Here is a 14,762-nt window from a genome sequence, read left to right as displayed (position 1 = left end):
ACGGGCTGCGCATCGCCCGCGACATCGCCGCGACCGAGCCCTTCAAGTCCTGGATCACGCGCGAGGTGGCCCCCGGGCCGGCGCTGACCACCGATGAGGAGCTCTCCGAGTACGGCCGCAGGGCCGCCCACACCGTCTATCATCCCGCCGGCACCTGCCGGATGGGGGCCGCCGAGGACGCCGCGGCGGTGGTGGATCCGGAGTTGCGTGTGCGGGGGTTGTCGGGCCTGCGTGTGGCCGACGCGTCGGTGTTTCCGACGATGCCCTCGCCCAACCCGATGGTCACGGTGTTGACCGTGGGCGAACGCGCCGCCGACATGATCAGGGCCGATCACTGAGGCTCGCGCCGCGCGGACGGCGGGCCGCCCCTGAGGGGGCGACCCGCCCGATGCCCGCGGCCCCGCCGCAGCGGCGCGGCGACCGGTGCGGCGCCGGCGCGGGCCCGAGTCCCCTCGCCCGCGCGGGTCAGTAGGCGACGCCGAAGCGGGCGCGGCGGTGGGCCGGCGCCTCGATCTCGTCGACGAAGGCGATCGCGTAGTCCTCGCCGCCGATCGCCGAGTCGCCCATGGTGTCGGTGAGCAGGACCTCGTCGGTCGTCCTGTACTTGCCGGTGCGCTCGCCCGGTGCGTGCGCGCCGAACACCGCGGCGGGGCTGACGTAGAACCAGTCCACGTCCTCGGGGACCTCGCGCAGCGCGTCCAGCACCTCGGCGTGGGAGCCGGCTTCGACCTTGTAGGCCTCGGGGAACTCGGGCGTGTCGAGCAGCCGCGGACCGTCCGCGGAGACTTTCAGGCTGGCCGCTCCGCCGACGATCCCGATCCGCACGCCGTTCGCGCGCGCTGCGGCGGCCAGTGCGGGCACCGCGTCGAGCAGCTTCCGCCCGTCCTCCTGGGGGCGTCCGGGCGTGGCGATCAGCAGCGCGTCGGCGCCGCGGGTCACCTCCAGCACGAAGGCCTCGTCGTGGATGGTGCCCGCGCGGGCGCTCAGCCCCTCCCCTTCGGTCAGCGGTGACACGTCGCGGGCGACGCCGACGACCTCGTGCCCCCGCGAGAGGGCCTCCTTCGCGATCCGGCTCCCCGCGAACCCCGTCGCGCCGAACAGCACCAGTCGCATCGCTACCTCCTGTTTCATGTGGTGCGCCGAACGGTAGCGATTGGTAACCAGTGACTTCAAAGTGCTATAAGTACCTCATGGTTACCAACCTGGTCCCCGACGTGCGCAACCCCGACTGCCCCACCCGGCTGGTGCTCGACCGCATCGGCGACCGCTGGACGAGCCTGGTGGTCCTGCACCTGGCGGAGGGGCCGATGCGCTTCACCCGGCTGCGGGCCGCGATCGGCGGGATCGCGCCGAAGGTGCTCACCCAGACGCTGCGCACGATGGAGCGCGACGGACTGCTCAGCCGCACCGTGCACGCCGAGGTGCCGCCGCGGGTCGACTACGAGCTGACCCGGCTGGGGCAGTCGCTGCGCGCGCCCATCCAGGCCATCACCGACTGGGCCGAGCAGCATGTGGAGGAGGTCGTCCACGCGCGGGCGGCGTACGACTCCGCGCGGGACGGCTGATATCAGGGGAGCCCGCTGCGCTCTCGTCAGTCGGCAGGGGACCCGCCCCGGCTCCTTCCTCCGCCGTGCGCGAGCGGCACCGGGTCCCCGTCGCGGCGCTCCGCGCCCGAGTGCGCCGCCCGCTACGGACGGACCCGGCGAACACGCTTCAGGCGGCCCGAGCGGTCGGGTCCGGCCGGTACCCGGCTCGGGGACTTGCCGCGGCCTCGACCGGGCGTACCCGGGGTGAGCTGCAGGGCACCGTCGATCCCGTTCCGTTCGGCACCACGGCGCCGCCCGCGGCGCGCCGCGGGTTCTACGCGCGTCCCCTGAAGCGGGCGGCCGGCGCCCGCATTCAGTCCGACATGCTCCGCGCCGCTTCGGGGACCCGCGGAAGGCCCTGCCGGGTGGGCGGAGCGGGAGCGGAATGCGAGCCCGCCGCGGGCCGCCGGCCGGGGCCCGGGCCGGCGGGGGAGCCGTCCCGCGGCGCCGGTTCCGCGGCCTCGCGAAGCACCGCGACCGCCGTTCGCGCCGCCGGGGTGTGCTCGACCGCCTCGTGTACCACCACGTAGATGGACCGGACGGGGGTCGGCCGGACGACGCGGACGCACGCGGTGCCATCGGGCGGGTGCGCCGCGCCGAGGGAGGGGAGAACGGTGATGCCGATTCCGGCCTCGACGAAGGCGAGCGCGGTCGGGTAGTCGTGCGCCTCGACGTGGAAGGCCGGGGTGAAGCCCGCGGCCGTGCAGGCCTCGACGAGGTTGGCGCGGCACCAGCCGCGGGCGAAGTCGTTGTCGATCCAGCGGTCGTCGGCCAGTTCGGCCAGGTCCACCTCGTTTCTGCCCTCGAACGGGTGGCCGCCGGGCAGCACCGCGACATAGGGGTCGTCGAGCAGGTGGTGGGCGGTGAACCCCGCCCCGGGGTCGAAGTCGGACTGCGCGACGACCACCTGCACGTCGGCGCGCTCCTCGGTGGGGACCGGGATGTGCTCGCGCAGTTCGAGGGCGAGCCGTACGCCCGGGAGGTCGGTGTTCAGCCGCCGGACCACGTGCGGCATCCACGCCGCGCCCACCGACGCGAAGTAGGCGATGGACAGCGAGCCCGTGCGGCCCGAGCGCAGGGCCGCCACCAGCGACTCGGCCTCGCCGAGCCGGGCGAGCACCCGATCAGCCTCGGCGGCCAGGGCGTGCCCGGCGGCCGTCGGCCGCAGTCCGCGACCGGCCCGGGTGAAGAGGGTGAGGCCCGTCTCCCGCTGCAGCGCGGTGACGTGCTGGCTGACGGCGGAGGGCGTGTAGCCCAGGTTGGCGGCGGCCGTCTGGACCGATCCGGAGGCCACGACGGAGCGGAAGACCTGGAGCCGGTGGACGTCGAGCATGCCCCGAATATACAGCAGCACTGAATCGTCATGAAGAAATAATCGCTGGTACTGAATCGTGCCGCGCGTGAGAATCGCTGCATGACACGTCAGCACAGCCCTGAGATCCCCGCCCACCCGCCGGTGGAGAGCGGCACCGCGCCGCCCGCCGCCCCCTCCTCCGCGCAGGAGCCCTCCCGGCGCGCCGGGCGCCCTCCGTCCTGGACGATCGTCTGCGCCGCGGGGATCACCGTTCTGCTGTGGGCCTCGGCGTTCGTCGGCATCCGCTCCGCCGGACACGACTTCTCGCCCGGCGCCATGGCGCTCGGCCGCATGGTGGCCGCGGCCCTCACGCTGAGCGTGTTCGCGGCGGTCGCGGCCGCGTCGGCCCGGCGCAGGGCCGCGGGGCGAGCGGGCGCGGCGCCGGCCGCGCAGCCCGCGTCCTTGCGCGCCCTGCCCCGGGGCCGCCTGCTGGGGCTCATCGGGCTCTGGGGCGTGGTCTGGTTCGGCGGGTACAACGTGGCGCTGAACGCCGCCGAGCGGCTGGTGGACGCCGGGACCGCGGCGCTGCTGGTGGCGACCGCGCCCATCCTGGTCGCGGTGACCGCCGTCGCCGTTCTGGGTGAGCGGCTCACGCGCCGGCTCGGCATCGGGGTCGCCATCGCCTTCGCCGGCGTCGCGCTGATCGCCGTCACCGGCTTCACCGGCCAGGTCGACGCCGTCGGTGTTGCGCTGGCGGTGCTGTCCGCGGTGCTGTACGCGTCCGCCGTGCTGCTGCAGAAGCGCCTCCTCGCGCGCGTGGAGGCGGTGACGATGACGTGGCTCGGCACCCTGGCCGGTACCGCGGCCCTGCTGCCGTTCCTGCCCGCGCTCATCGGCGAACTGGCCGCGGCACCGGCGGGGTCCCTGGCAGCCGTGCTCTACCTGGGTGTCTTCCCGACCGCGATCGGATTTCTGACCTGGGGTTACGTCCTATCTCACTGGACCGCGGGCCGCACGATCGCCGCGACCTACCTGGTGCCGCCGGTCACCGTGGCGCTCTCGTGGACGCTCCTGGGCGAGGTTCCGGCCGCTCTCGCCCTGCTCGGCGGGGCCCTCTGCCTGGCCGGCGTGGTCCTGGCCACCCGCCGCTGACCACCCCACCCCCGGCGCGCCCCGGTGCTGTCGCCGGGTACGGGGCGACCGGGTTCGTGGGGGGCCGGGCGCTTCGCGTACGCTCACCTGCGGTGGAGGTGGTCGCGCCGGTCGGTGCGGGGGACGCCTTCGCCGCCGGGTATTTTGCGGTCGGACTGCGCGTCTGTACGCGGCGGGCCGCCTGCGCCCGGGGCACGTGTGCGCCGGGCGCGTCCTGCGGGCGGTGGGCGCGACCCGGCCGCCCCTCCGCGGGAATCCGCGGGAAGGGGAGTGGGACGCCGTGCTGGAGGAGCCGCACGAGCGCTCGGCCGGACAGGCGCCGGGCTGCCCGGCGCCGAGGGGTGAAGGAGAGGAGCGGCCGTGGCGGACGGTGCGAGGGAAGGCGTGAGCGGCGACGGGATCGCCGGGATCTTCGGCGGTGGACGGGTGATGGCCATCCTGCGGGGGCTGCCCCCGGCGGACACGGTCGCGCTGGCCACCCGCGCGTGGGACCTGGGCATCGGCGTCGTGGAGGTGCCCGCTCGCGATGCGCAGGGGATGGAGGCGCTGCGCGCGACCGTGCGGGCGGGTGCGGAGCGCGGAGTCCGAGTGGGTGCCGGTACGGTCGTCGACCTCGGCCAGGTCCGCGAGGTCGCGGCCTGCGGGGCCGCCTTCACGGTGGCGCCCGGGTTCGACCCGGAGGTCATGGCCGCCTCGCGGGAGGCCGCCATGCCGCACCTGCCGGGGGTGGCATCGCCGACCGACGTGCAGGGCGTCCTGCGGGCCGGAGGCCGCTGGGTCAAGGCGTTCCCGGCGTCGGTGCTGGGTCCGGACTGGATCAGGGCGCTGCACGGTCCCTTCCCGGACCTGCGCGTGGTGGCCACCGGAGGCGTCGACGGCCGCAACGCGCGGACCTTCCTGGACGCCGGCGCCGCCATGGTCGCGGTGGGATCGGCGCTCGGCGACCCCGAGCAGATCCCGCTCCTGACCGCGCTGTGAACCGGTTCCCGGCGCCGCGGGCGCCGGGCTCAGCTTCGGTTCAGCAGACCCCCGGGAACGGTGAGCGCGGCCTCGTACTCGTCCAGCAGGTCCTGCGGGGCGGACAGCAGCCAGGCCTCGGTGACCAGCTCGGCCAGCTCGTCGAGTGCGACCGCGTCCAGCTTGACGACGACCCAGCCGTAGCCGCCGGCGGTGAACTGCTCCTCGAAGACCGCGGGGCGCTCGGCCACCAGCGCCTGCTGCTCGGTGATGGTCTGCTTCAGACCGACCGTGCGCGTGCGTTCCCAGAGGAAGCCGAACCCCCTGCCGCGCACCTTGAACGAGGTCCAGTCGCGCGCCTCGCCCTGCTGGACCGAGGGCAGGGCGCCGACCAGGCGCAGGAAGTCGTCCACATCGGCGGCCATACCCCTATAAAACCATGCCCGGGGGACGGAAGCGGATGCCCCGCCGCGCCCCGGGGACGCGACCGCCCGCGGAGGGGGAGCCGCCGGCGGCCGCCACCGCCGTGCCTCACCAGTCGTGGAGCGTGCCGTCGGCGAGCCGGTTGTAGGGCAGGTACGCCTGAACGTAGGGGTACCTGCCCGCCTCGTCGGTGTCGAGGTCGACGCCCAGGCCCGGCTCGTCGCCCGGGTGCAGGTACCCGCCGCGCCAGCTGAACGACTGCCGGAACACCTGGTCGGTCCGGGCGCCGTGCTTCATGTACTCCTGGATGCCGAAGTTGTGGACCGACAGGCCGAGGTGCATCGCCGCCGCCATTCCGACCGGCGAGACGTCGGTGGGGCCGTGCATGCCCGACTTGATCTGGTACTGCGCCGCGTACTCGAGCACCTTCTTCAGGTGGCTGATGCCGCCGGTGTGGGTCACGGCGGAGCGCACGTAGTCGATCAGCTGCTCGCGGATGATGTGCTGGTAGTCCCACACCGAGTTGAAGACCTCGCCGATGGCGAGCGGCGTGGTGGTGTGCCGGCGCACGAGCCGCAGGGCCTCCTGGTTCTCGGCGGGGGTGACGTCCTCCAGCCAGAACAGGTCGTAGGGCTCCAGCGACCTGCCGAGCCGCGCCGCCTCGATCGGGGTGAGCCGGTGGTGCGCGTCGTGCAGCAGGGGCGGCTCCGGGCCGAACTCGTTGCGCACGGCCTCGAAGACGGCGGGCACGTGCCGCAGGTAGCTGCGCGTGTCCCAGTCCTCCTCCGCGGGGAGGGAGCCCGGCTGGGCCGGCTCGTGGTCGTAGCGCACGCTCTTGTCGGCGTGGCGCGTCTCGTTGGAGGCGATGCCGTAGATCGACTTCAGGCCCGGGACGCCCGTCTGGACGCGGATGGCGCGGTACCCCTGCTCCTGGTGGTCGCGGATGCTGTCGAACAGCTCCTCCAGGCTCCGGCCCGACGCGTGGCCGTAGGCGAGCAGGCCCTCCCGCGAGGCGCCGCCGAGCAGCTGGTACACGGGCAGCCCGGCGACCTTGCCCTTGATGTCCCACAGGGCGGTGTCGACCGCGGCGATCGCCGCCATCGTGACCGGGCCCCTGCGCCAGTACGCGCCGCGGTAGAGGAACTGCCAGGTGTCCTCGATGCGGCTCTCGTCGCGGTCGATCAGCAGCGGCACGACGTGGTCGCGGAGGTAGGCCACCACCGCGGACTCGCGCCCGTTGAGGGTCGCGTCGCCGAGGCCGGTCACCCCGTCCGCCGTGGTCAGCTTCAGGGTCACGAAGTTCCGGTCGGGGCTCGTGACGATCACTTCGGCGCGTGTGATGGCCATGTCTTCCTCGTCGCATTGGGGGGTGAGCCGGACGCGGCGTCCGGGCCGGCGGCCGGATGGACGGCCATACTCTCATCGGCGTCCGGGAGCACGGCCACCGGCGGTCCGACTCACTGCGCGCCGACGAGGCCGCGGCTCCGCCGGTTCGGGCGAGGGCCCGCACCCGGCTTCGGGTACGTGTCCCTGCGGCGGCGGCCTCGTCGGGAGTCTGCGACGGCGGGATCGGGCGGCCCGGCCGGTCGGCGAGGACCGGCACCGGCGGCGCCGGTCGGCCGGTCCGCTCAGAGGGTGCGCCACGTGATGTAGGGCGGGAGGACGTCGTCGACGTCCCAGCTGATCCGGTTGTCGACCGAAACCACGCCCTCCAGCCCGGCGGCCATCCGCGTCAGGCACGCGGCGGTGCTGCGGTGCAGCGCCGAACCCGTCAGCGTGACCACGCCGTCCTCGACCGATGCGGCCGCCACCGTGCCGTGGACCGCACTCGTGGCCGCGCCGATCTCCCGCTCGACCGCCGCGGCGATGTCGCCGTCCGCGCGCTGGAACACCCGCAGCAGGTCGCGGCGGGAGGCGATGCCCAGGAGCAGGCCGCCGTCGTCGACGACGGGCAGCCGCTTGACACCGTGCCTCTCCATGAGGCGGGCGGCCGCGACGACCGACGCGGTCGGCGCGATCGTGACCGCCGGGCGGGTCATCACGTCGGCGGCGGTACTGCCCGCCGCCTTGTCCTCGGCGGATTCGGTCAGCAGGCCGCCCGGGCTGAGCCGGGCACGCAGCCGTGCACGTGCCGGCGTCCGGTACGGGCGGCGGTCGCCCGCGGTCGTGAACTCCTCCTTGTGCAGGAGGTCCTCCTCGCTGACGACGCCCACGACGCGCCCGTCGGCGCCGAGCACCGGCAGGGCGCTGACGCGCCTCTCCACCAGCGTGCGCACGATGTCCCGATAGCCGGTCCGCTCGTCGACCGTGGCGACACCAGTGGTCATGACGTCGCCGACTGTGCTGTCCATCCGGTTCCCCCCGTGCCGGTCCCGGACGCCGCTCGGGCCTCCGGGACATCTCGCTCTCCGCCGTCCACGTTCCTCCGGCACCCGCCCCGCCGACAGAGCCGGCCTGCCCGGCCTCGCGCGGCCTTCGTTCCCGCGTATACGGGACCTCGGTCCTGCCGGCGGGCGCGGCCGACGTGCAGTCGTGCGGCGTCTGCCTTCGCCGGAAGGCGGCGCGGTCCGGCGGCCGCGCCGCGGGCGGACGGTGGGTCCGCCCGCGGCGGTCGGTGTCGACGACCTGGACGGTGCGGAAGGGCGGCCACAAGCCTGCGCGTATCGGGCCGTGCATCCGCGGGCGGACGGTGGGGGCGCGGGGCGCGCCGGGTGGGAGCGTGGGGCGGAGGTGGCGGCGCGCCGGTCGGCCGCGTGCGTACGGTCGTGTTCCCGGCGCGTTCTTCTGCTTCCAGCCTCCGCCGCGCGCCGCTGAGCCGACCGTGCCCGCGGGCCTGTGGGGGCGGACCTTCGGCCCGGACGGCGGCGACCTCCGCCGTCCGCCCGGGGCCCCGTCGGGCCCGTTTCGAGGCGGAGGCGCCCCTCGCTCCAGCGGCGGCGACGCGGTCTCAGTGCTTCTCGGCGCGCAGGACGGCCACCGGTACGGCGCTGTGGGAGAGCACCGACTGGCTCACCGATCCCAGGAGCATCCCCGTGAAGCCTCCGCGCCCTCGGCTGCCCACCACCAGGAGGTCGGCGTTCTCGGACGCGTCCACCAGCACACGGGCGGGGTGGCCGGCCTCGACCAGTTCTTCCACCGCGACCTGCGGATAGTGCTCGCGCCGGCCCGCCAGGGACTCCGACTGCAGGCGGCGGGCCTCCTCCCTGGCCGCCGCCTCCTCGGCGGAGTCGAAGGCGTAGCGAGCCGGGACCTCCAGCGAACCGAGGCGTCCACTGGAGAACCGCGCGTGGGCGGTCACGGCGCGCAGCGCGGCGCCGCGCCCGGCGGCGGTGGCGAAGGCCCACGCCGCCGCCGAGTGCGCTGCGGGCGAACCGTCCAGGCCCACGACGATGCGCCCCGCGGCCGGTTTGGGCTCGCGGTCGGGCACCACGACGACGGGGCAGCGGGCCGTGGCCGCCATCTCCATCCCGGTCGAGCCCAGCAGCGCCGCACCCAGCCGGCTCCGCCCGCGGGACCCGATGACGGCGAGCTCGGCCTCGGCCGCCTCCAGCAGCAGGATCGGTGCGGCGTCGCCGACGTCGAACTCCGCCTCCACCCGCAGGCCCGGCACGCGTTCGACGGCCCGGTCGCGGGCGTGATCGACGAGGCGGCGGGCGAACTCCTCGATCGAGTAGTCCGGTATACCCGCGGGCACCGTGTGGTAGAGCGGCCAGTCGAAGGCGTAGACGATGCGCAGCCGCCGGTCGCGCCGAAGCGCCTCGTCCGCGGCCCAGTCCAGGGCGCGCAGGCTGCCCTCCGTCTCGTCGACCGCTGCCAGAACCGGCGCGCCTGATCTGTTCTCCATCACTGTCTCCCGCCGTCGCCCGGGGCTTTCATGACCGACGGTAGGCAGGCGGCGCGGCCGCGGGCAGCGGCGAAGGGCGGTGGCGCGCGGGCCCTGCGCCCGCGGAGGAGGGGACCTTCGGCCCGGCGGAGGCGGGGCTCAGTCGGCGTCGCGGCGGTGGGGCTTCTGCGACTTGAGCTGGGCGGCGTAGGCGGCGGCCTGGGTGCGGCGCTGCATCTCCAGCTTCGCCAGCACGCTGGAGACGTAGTTCTTGACGGTCTTCTCGGCCAGGAAGATGCGCTCGCCGATCTGGCGGTTGGTCAGCCCTTCGCCGATCAGCTCGAAGATCCGCCGCTCCTGGTCGGACAGCTCGGCCAGGGGGTCGGTGCGCTGGGCGTCCTCGCGGATGCGGCGCATCATGCGGGCCGTGCTGCGCGGGTCGAGCAGGGACTCGCCCGCGGCGACCGTGCGGATGGCGCCCACCAGGTCGGAGCCGTGGATCTGCTTGAGCACGTAGCCGGAGGCTCCGGCCATGACGGCGTCGTAGAGCGCGTCGTCGTCGGCGTAGGAGGTGAGCATGAGGCAGGCCAGGTCGGGCAGGTCCGAGCGCACCTGGCGGCAGACCTCGACACCGCTGCCGTCGGGCAGGCGGACGTCGAGCAGGGCCACGTCGGGCCGGACCGCGGGAATGCGCGCGGTCGCTTCGGCGGCGCCGGCGGCCTCGCCCACCACCTCGATGTCGGGCTCGTCGCCGAGCAGGGCGCCGACTCCGCGGCGCACCACGTCGTGGTCGTCGACGAGGAACACGCGGATGGGGGCGTGGGCCTCGGCCATGGCAGGTCACCTCACTCTGCTGCGGCGGCGCTGCGCTTCGACCGCGCACCTCCGCCGTCTCCCGGACTGGCGTACCCGCTCGCGACGCCGCTCCCACCCGCCGGGCGCGCCTGCGAGGGGCGGGACGCGCCGCCGCACGCCCGCGAACAGCGAAACCGCAGGTGCGTGCGCATGCGCGGACGACGGCGGTCGCAGAAGAGGGGACGGAGGTCCCGGCCCGACCGGGACCTGCGCCCGAACGCACGGCGTCCGCCCCGCCCCTCCGGCAAGAAAGCGCGACCGCCGACCGCGCCGGTGCAGGAACCGCGGCCGCCCCCTTGGGGGACGTGGCCGCGCCCGCGGCTCCGCGAACCGTCCGGCACCCGGGCGGCCGACCGCTCCCCGGGCCCGAGGGCCGAGAGCGCGGCGTGCTAGCGTCGGCGGCGCCGTGGTGAACGGGAATCCGGTGTGAAACCGGTGCGGCCCTCGCCACTGTGATCGGGAGTGCTGTGTCGTTCGTCCGAACGGGCCACTGGGGCGCGATCCCTGGGAAGGCCGGACACAGCGCGCGTTCACCCGTCAGCCAGGAGACCGGCCACGGCACCGCACGACCCGATTCCACGAGGACCTGGAAAAGGCGGTCTCATGGCCCCCGTATCTTCATGTTCACCCCGTGCCGCGTGCGCGATGGCCTGCGTCGTCCTGCTCGCCGGCTGCGGCGCCCCCGCCCCCGAGCAGTCGGTCGGCGAGGACGCCGTCACCCGTACCAACTGCGGCATCGACGTCGCCGTGGAGGCGCCGCCCGAGCGTGTCTACGCCGCATACCAGCCCGGCATCGAGGTCGCCCACGCCCTCGGGCTCAGCGACCGGCTGGTGGGCACCGCGTTCCTGGACGCCGAGGTGCTGCCCGAGTACGCCGACGAGCAGGCCGCGGCCGACTACGTGCCGACGCTCCCGAGCAGGGAGGGACTGCTGGAGACCGAGCCCGACTTCGTCATCTCCGGATTCAACGGGTTCTTCGCCGAGAACAGCCCGGACCGCTCGGTCGGCACCCGCGCGAGCCTGCGCGAGCTCGGGGTGCAGAGCTGGATCCTCAGCCCGCTGTGCCCCAGCGAGGACGGGTTGACCGACCGGGCGATCGACCCGGAGTCGGTCCGGGTGGACAGCGTCTACCGGGACCTGCGCGACCTCGGCGCGCTGTTCGGCGCCGAGGACGAGGCCGAACGGGTGATCGCCGACATGCAGGAGCGGATCGCCGCCGTGGAGGCGAAGGTGGAGGGGGCCGAGCGCCCGTCCGTGGCGATCGTCTCCCCCGGCGAGGACGGCGGCTACCGGGTGGCGAGCGGAGTGGACTTCGGTACCCGGATCATCGAGCACGCGGGCGGCGTCAACGCCTTCGCCGACCTGACCGGGAAGCGCAACGTCGACGTCGGTGTGGAGGAGCTCGTCGAACGCGATCCCGACGTCATCCTCACCGACGCCTGCTGCGACGCCGGGATGACTACGCAGGATGCCCGGGACGAGGTCCGGGCGATCATGTCGGACCCGGCGCTGGAAGGGGTGGCGGCCGTCGCCGAGGGCGAGGTCCACCCGTTCCTGTTCGCCGACCGGGCGGCCGGGGTACGGGCGGCGCACAGCATCGAGCTGGTGGCCTCCCGCATCCATCCGGACCTGGTCGAGCAGTAACCCGTGACCGGTGCGACCGCGCCGCCCGGGACCGGATGCGCCACAGCGCCCCGGGCGCCGGGCGAGCCGCGCCGGGGCCTGCTGTCCGGCCGCGCCGGCCGGGCGGCGGGCCTGGCGTCGGCCGGTCTGGTGCTGGCGGCCGCGTGTGCTCTGTCGCTGGTCACGGGCAACTACGCCCTCTCCTTCACCGACGCGGTCTCGGCCCTGGTCGCGCCCGCCGGCAGCGAGGCCGACCGGATCGTGTGGCAGGTGCGCGTGCCCCGCACCGCGACCGGGGTGCTCGCCGGGGTCGGCCTGGGCATCGCGGGTGCCGTGATGCAGGGGCTGACCCGCAACCCGCTGGCGGGGCCGGGCATCCTCGGCGTCAACGCCGGTGCGGCGTTCGCCGTCGTGGTCGCCATGTCCGTTTTCCAGGTGGGCGCCCTCACCGGCTACCTGTGGTTCTCCTTCGCCGGGGCCGCGCTGGCCGCGGTCTTCGTCTACGCACTCGGTTCGCTCGGCGCCGGCGGCGCGGCGCCGGTGAAGCTCGCGCTGGCCGGTGCGGCGCTCAGCGCCATGGTGGGATCCGCGACCACGGCCATCACCCTTCTCGACCCCTCCGCACTCGACGGCTTCCGGTTCTGGACCGTGGGTTCGCTCACGCGCGCCGACACCGGGCAGCTGCTCGTGGCCGCCCCGGCCGTCCTGGTGGGCCTCTGCCTGGCGGCGGCGGTTCGCCGCGAGCTCAACACGGTCGCCCTCGGTGAGGACATGGCCCGCGGCCTCGGCACGCGGCTCGCGTCGACCCGTGCGCTCGGGGCCGTCGCGGTCGTGCTCCTGGCCGGAGCCGCCACGGCGATCGCCGGGCCGATCACGTTCGTCGGCCTCGTCGTGCCCCATATCGCGCGGGCGCTGACCGGACCGGACTACCGGTGGATCATGCCCTGGTGCCTGCTGCTGGCGCCGGCCGTGCTGGTGCTCGCCGACGTACTCGGCCGGGTGCTGATCCGCCCGGAGCAGCTCCAGGTGGGCATCGTCACGGGGCTGATCGGCGCGCCCTTCTTCATCCACCTGGTCCGCAGGCGGAAGGTGGCGCAGTTGTGACCCCCCAAGACCGCGAGGCACTGGTGCTGCGCAGCCCGCGCGCCCGCGTCGTGTTCGTGCTCGGGCGCCGGTCCACCGTCCTGGCGGCGGCCGTCTGGCTGCTGGCCGGCGTCGCCGCCGTGCTGTCCCTGACCCTGGGCCAGTACGACATCGGGGTCGGCGGGGTCCTGCGGGTACTGGCCGGGGGCGGCTCGCTCATCGAGTACGACGTCGTCGTGCGCAACCGGCTGCCGCGCGCCCTCACCGGCCTGGGGGCGGGGGCCGCCTTCGCCCTGTCGGGGGCGGTTCTGCAGCGGATCTCAGCCAATCCCCTGGTCAGTCCGGACGTGATCGGCGTGAACTCCGGCGCCGCCTTCGGCGCCCTGACGGTACTGACCGTGTACGGCGGCACGGGGCTGCACACCGCCGCCGGCGCGCTCGCGGGGGCGGCGGCCACCGCCGGGGCGATCTTCGCGCTGTCGGCCGGGCGCGGTCTGAGCGGCTACCGGCTCGTGCTGGTCGGCATCGGTGTCGCGGCCATGCTGACCTCGGCCGTCTCCTTCCTGCTCACCCGGGCGGACTACCACCGCGTGCTGGCCGCCTCCGCCTGGCTGACCGGAAGCCTCGCGAACCGCAGCGGCCTGCACGTCGCGATCGTCGCCGCGACCCTCGCGGTCGCCGCCCCGGTCCTGGTCGTGCTGGCGCGCCGGATCCGGCTGCTGGAGCTGGGGGACGATCTGGCCGGGATGCTGTCCGGGCGCACCGCGAGCCCCAGGCTCGCCCCGGCGGCCGTGGCCGTGGCGCTCGCCGCGATGGCGACGGCGGCGGCCGGCCCCATCGGCTTCGTCGCCCTGGTGGCGCCCCAGATCGTCCGCAGGCTGCTCCCCGGCCGCGGGGCCCTCCTCGCGCCCGCAGCGGCGGTCGGCGCCCTGCTCGTCGTCGCCGCCGACCTCGCCGCCCGGCTGCCGTTCACCCCGGTGGAGCTGCCCGTCGGCGTGATGACGGGCGTTCTGGGAGCACCGGTGCTGCTGTACCTCCTCGCCCGCGCCAACCGGATCGGACACACAGGATGACGCGTTCGCCCACCCCGCCGGCCTCTTCGCCCTCTCCGACCACGCTGGCCGCCGCCGACCTCTGCCTCGGCTACCGGTCGGCGGGGACCGTCGTCGACCGGGTCTCGGTAACCCTGCCGCCGGGAAAGGTCACGGCGGTCGTCGGCCCGAACGGCTGCGGAAAGTCGACCCTGCTGCGCGGACTCGCCCGCCTGCTCGCACCGCAGAGCGGCACCGTGCTGCTGGACGGCGCCGACGTCTCCCGGCTCCCCGCCAGGAGCCTGGCCAGGCGGCTGGGCCTGCTCCCGCAGCAGCCGGTCGCTCCCGACGGCATCACGGCCGCCGACCTCGTCGCGCGGGGGCGCCACCCGCACCAGCGGTGGTTCCGCCAGTTCAGCGACGCCGACGCCGAGGCGGTCTCCGCGGCGATGGCCGTGACCGGCGTGACCGAGCTCGCCGAGCGCCCGCTCGACGAGCTCTCCGGAGGCCAGCGGCAGCGGGTGTGGATCGCGCTGGCGCTCGCGCAGGACCCCGACGTGATGCTCCTCGACGAACCGACGACCTACCTGGACCTCGCGCACCAGGTCGACGTGCTGGAGCTGCTCACCGACGTGAACCGGCGGGACGGCCGCACGATCGTGCTCGTGCTGCACGACCTCGACCTCGCCGGCCGCTACGCCGACCATCTCGTCGTCATGAAGGACGGCGGCGTCGTCGCGCAGGGACCGCCGCGGGAGGTCGTCACCGCCGAGACCGTGGAGGCGGTGTTCTCGCTGCCGTGCATGGTGATCAGCGATCCGCTCACCTCGACGCCGATCGTGCTTCCCCGGCCCCGCCGGTAGCGCGGCGCGCGCGGCGGCCGCCGCCAGGGTCAGGCCCCCTCAGCGAAGCCGTCCCCCGCTCATCCCGGCGGG

15 protein-coding genes and 1 riboswitch are annotated in these 14,762 nt (G+C 74.8%); of the genes, 8 read left to right on the top strand and 7 right to left on the bottom strand.

Translation table 11 applies throughout. The features are described from left to right. The coding region (locus ABD284_RS18005) for a GMC oxidoreductase (protein WP_344144922.1) at window positions 1-338 on the top strand (338 nt) is incomplete at its 5' end. Window positions 339-465: 127 nt separating this feature from the next. Here the strand turns inward: ABD284_RS18005 and ABD284_RS18000 are convergent. Continuing rightward, window positions 466-1,113 carry an NAD(P)-dependent oxidoreductase gene (locus tag ABD284_RS18000; protein WP_344144920.1) on the bottom strand — a complete coding sequence of 216 codons (648 nt, stop codon included), beginning with the start codon at window positions 1,111-1,113 and terminating at the stop codon, window positions 466-468. Between the two features lie 77 nt (window positions 1,114-1,190). Here ABD284_RS18000 and ABD284_RS17995 point away from each other — a divergent pair, with 77 nt between their 5' ends. Continuing rightward, the gene (locus tag ABD284_RS17995; protein WP_344144918.1) at window positions 1,191-1,565 is read left to right on the top strand and encodes a winged helix-turn-helix transcriptional regulator; all 375 of its coding nucleotides are present in this window, start codon (window positions 1,191-1,193) and stop codon (window positions 1,563-1,565) included. A 334-nt stretch (window positions 1,566-1,899) separates the two neighbouring features. Here ABD284_RS17995 and ABD284_RS17990 read toward each other — a convergent pair whose 3' ends face one another. After that, window positions 1,900-2,919 carry a LysR family transcriptional regulator gene (locus ABD284_RS17990; RefSeq protein WP_344144916.1) on the bottom strand — a complete coding sequence of 340 codons (1,020 nt, stop codon included), beginning with the start codon at window positions 2,917-2,919 and terminating at the stop codon, window positions 1,900-1,902. A gap of 81 nt (window positions 2,920-3,000) precedes the next feature. Here ABD284_RS17990 and ABD284_RS17985 point away from each other — a divergent pair, with 81 nt between their 5' ends. After that, entirely contained in the window at window positions 3,001-4,032 is a 1,032-nt protein-coding gene (locus ABD284_RS17985; RefSeq protein ID WP_344144914.1) for a DMT family transporter, read from the top strand. Window positions 4,033-4,461: 429 nt separating this feature from the next. Next, on the top strand, window positions 4,462-5,010 hold the full coding sequence (locus ABD284_RS17980) for a bifunctional 4-hydroxy-2-oxoglutarate aldolase/2-dehydro-3-deoxy-phosphogluconate aldolase (protein WP_386699654.1): 549 nt from the start codon (window positions 4,462-4,464) through the stop codon (window positions 5,008-5,010). Window positions 5,011-5,039: 29 nt separating this feature from the next. On the opposite strand, the gene ABD284_RS17975 is transcribed toward ABD284_RS17980, so the two are convergent. From ABD284_RS17975 to ABD284_RS17955, 5 genes are all read right to left on the bottom strand, one after another. Beyond that, entirely contained in the window at window positions 5,040-5,414 is a 375-nt protein-coding gene (locus ABD284_RS17975) for an MmcQ/YjbR family DNA-binding protein (RefSeq protein ID WP_344144910.1), read from the bottom strand. Between the two features lie 106 nt (window positions 5,415-5,520). Continuing rightward, a complete protein-coding gene (manD, locus tag ABD284_RS17970) occupies window positions 5,521-6,759 on the bottom strand; it encodes a D-mannonate dehydratase ManD (RefSeq protein WP_344144908.1) in 1,239 nt (412 codons plus the stop codon). A 281-nt stretch (window positions 6,760-7,040) separates the two neighbouring features. Beyond that, a complete protein-coding gene (locus tag ABD284_RS17965) occupies window positions 7,041-7,763 on the bottom strand; it encodes a CBS domain-containing protein (RefSeq protein WP_344144906.1) in 723 nt (240 codons plus the stop codon). Window positions 7,764-8,359: 596 nt separating this feature from the next. Next, the gene (locus ABD284_RS17960) at window positions 8,360-9,256 is read right to left on the bottom strand and encodes a universal stress protein (protein WP_344144904.1); all 897 of its coding nucleotides are present in this window, start codon (window positions 9,254-9,256) and stop codon (window positions 8,360-8,362) included. A 138-nt stretch (window positions 9,257-9,394) separates the two neighbouring features. Continuing rightward, window positions 9,395-10,069 (bottom strand): response regulator, encoded by a 675-nt coding sequence (locus tag ABD284_RS17955; RefSeq protein ID WP_344144902.1) that lies wholly within the window; start codon window positions 10,067-10,069, stop codon window positions 9,395-9,397. A 411-nt stretch (window positions 10,070-10,480) separates the two neighbouring features. Next, window positions 10,481-10,662: riboswitch (cobalamin riboswitch) on the top strand. A 73-nt stretch (window positions 10,663-10,735) separates the two neighbouring features. On the opposite strand from ABD284_RS17955, the gene ABD284_RS17950 reads away from it, so the two are divergent. Genes ABD284_RS17950 through ABD284_RS17935 form a run of 4 tightly spaced genes read left to right on the top strand, consistent with a single transcriptional unit; the run spans window position 10,736 to window position 14,690 of the window. Further along, window positions 10,736-11,734, top strand: coding sequence for an ABC transporter substrate-binding protein (locus tag ABD284_RS17950; protein ID WP_344144900.1), 999 nt, complete (start codon window positions 10,736-10,738; stop codon window positions 11,732-11,734). Between the two features lie 3 nt (window positions 11,735-11,737). Then, entirely contained in the window at window positions 11,738-12,817 is a 1,080-nt protein-coding gene (locus ABD284_RS17945) for a FecCD family ABC transporter permease (protein ID WP_344144899.1), read from the top strand. Next, window positions 12,814-13,869, top strand: a complete 1,056-nt coding sequence (locus tag ABD284_RS17940) for a FecCD family ABC transporter permease (protein ID WP_344144897.1) — start codon at window positions 12,814-12,816, stop codon at window positions 13,867-13,869. Before ABD284_RS17945 ends, ABD284_RS17940 begins: the two co-directional genes overlap by 4 nt. Beyond that, on the top strand, window positions 13,866-14,690 hold the full coding sequence (locus ABD284_RS17935; protein ID WP_344144895.1) for an ABC transporter ATP-binding protein: 825 nt from the start codon (window positions 13,866-13,868) through the stop codon (window positions 14,688-14,690). Before ABD284_RS17940 ends, ABD284_RS17935 begins: the two co-directional genes overlap by 4 nt. Window positions 14,691-14,762: the final 72 nt, after the last annotated feature.

The organism is Streptomonospora arabica (assembly GCF_039531585.1).
In the GTDB taxonomy this organism is placed as follows: Bacteria; Actinomycetota; Actinomycetes; order Streptosporangiales; family Streptosporangiaceae; genus Streptomonospora; species Streptomonospora halophila.
Note: the sequence above shows the minus strand (reverse complement) of the source record. Positions and strands in the feature narration are given on the sequence as shown.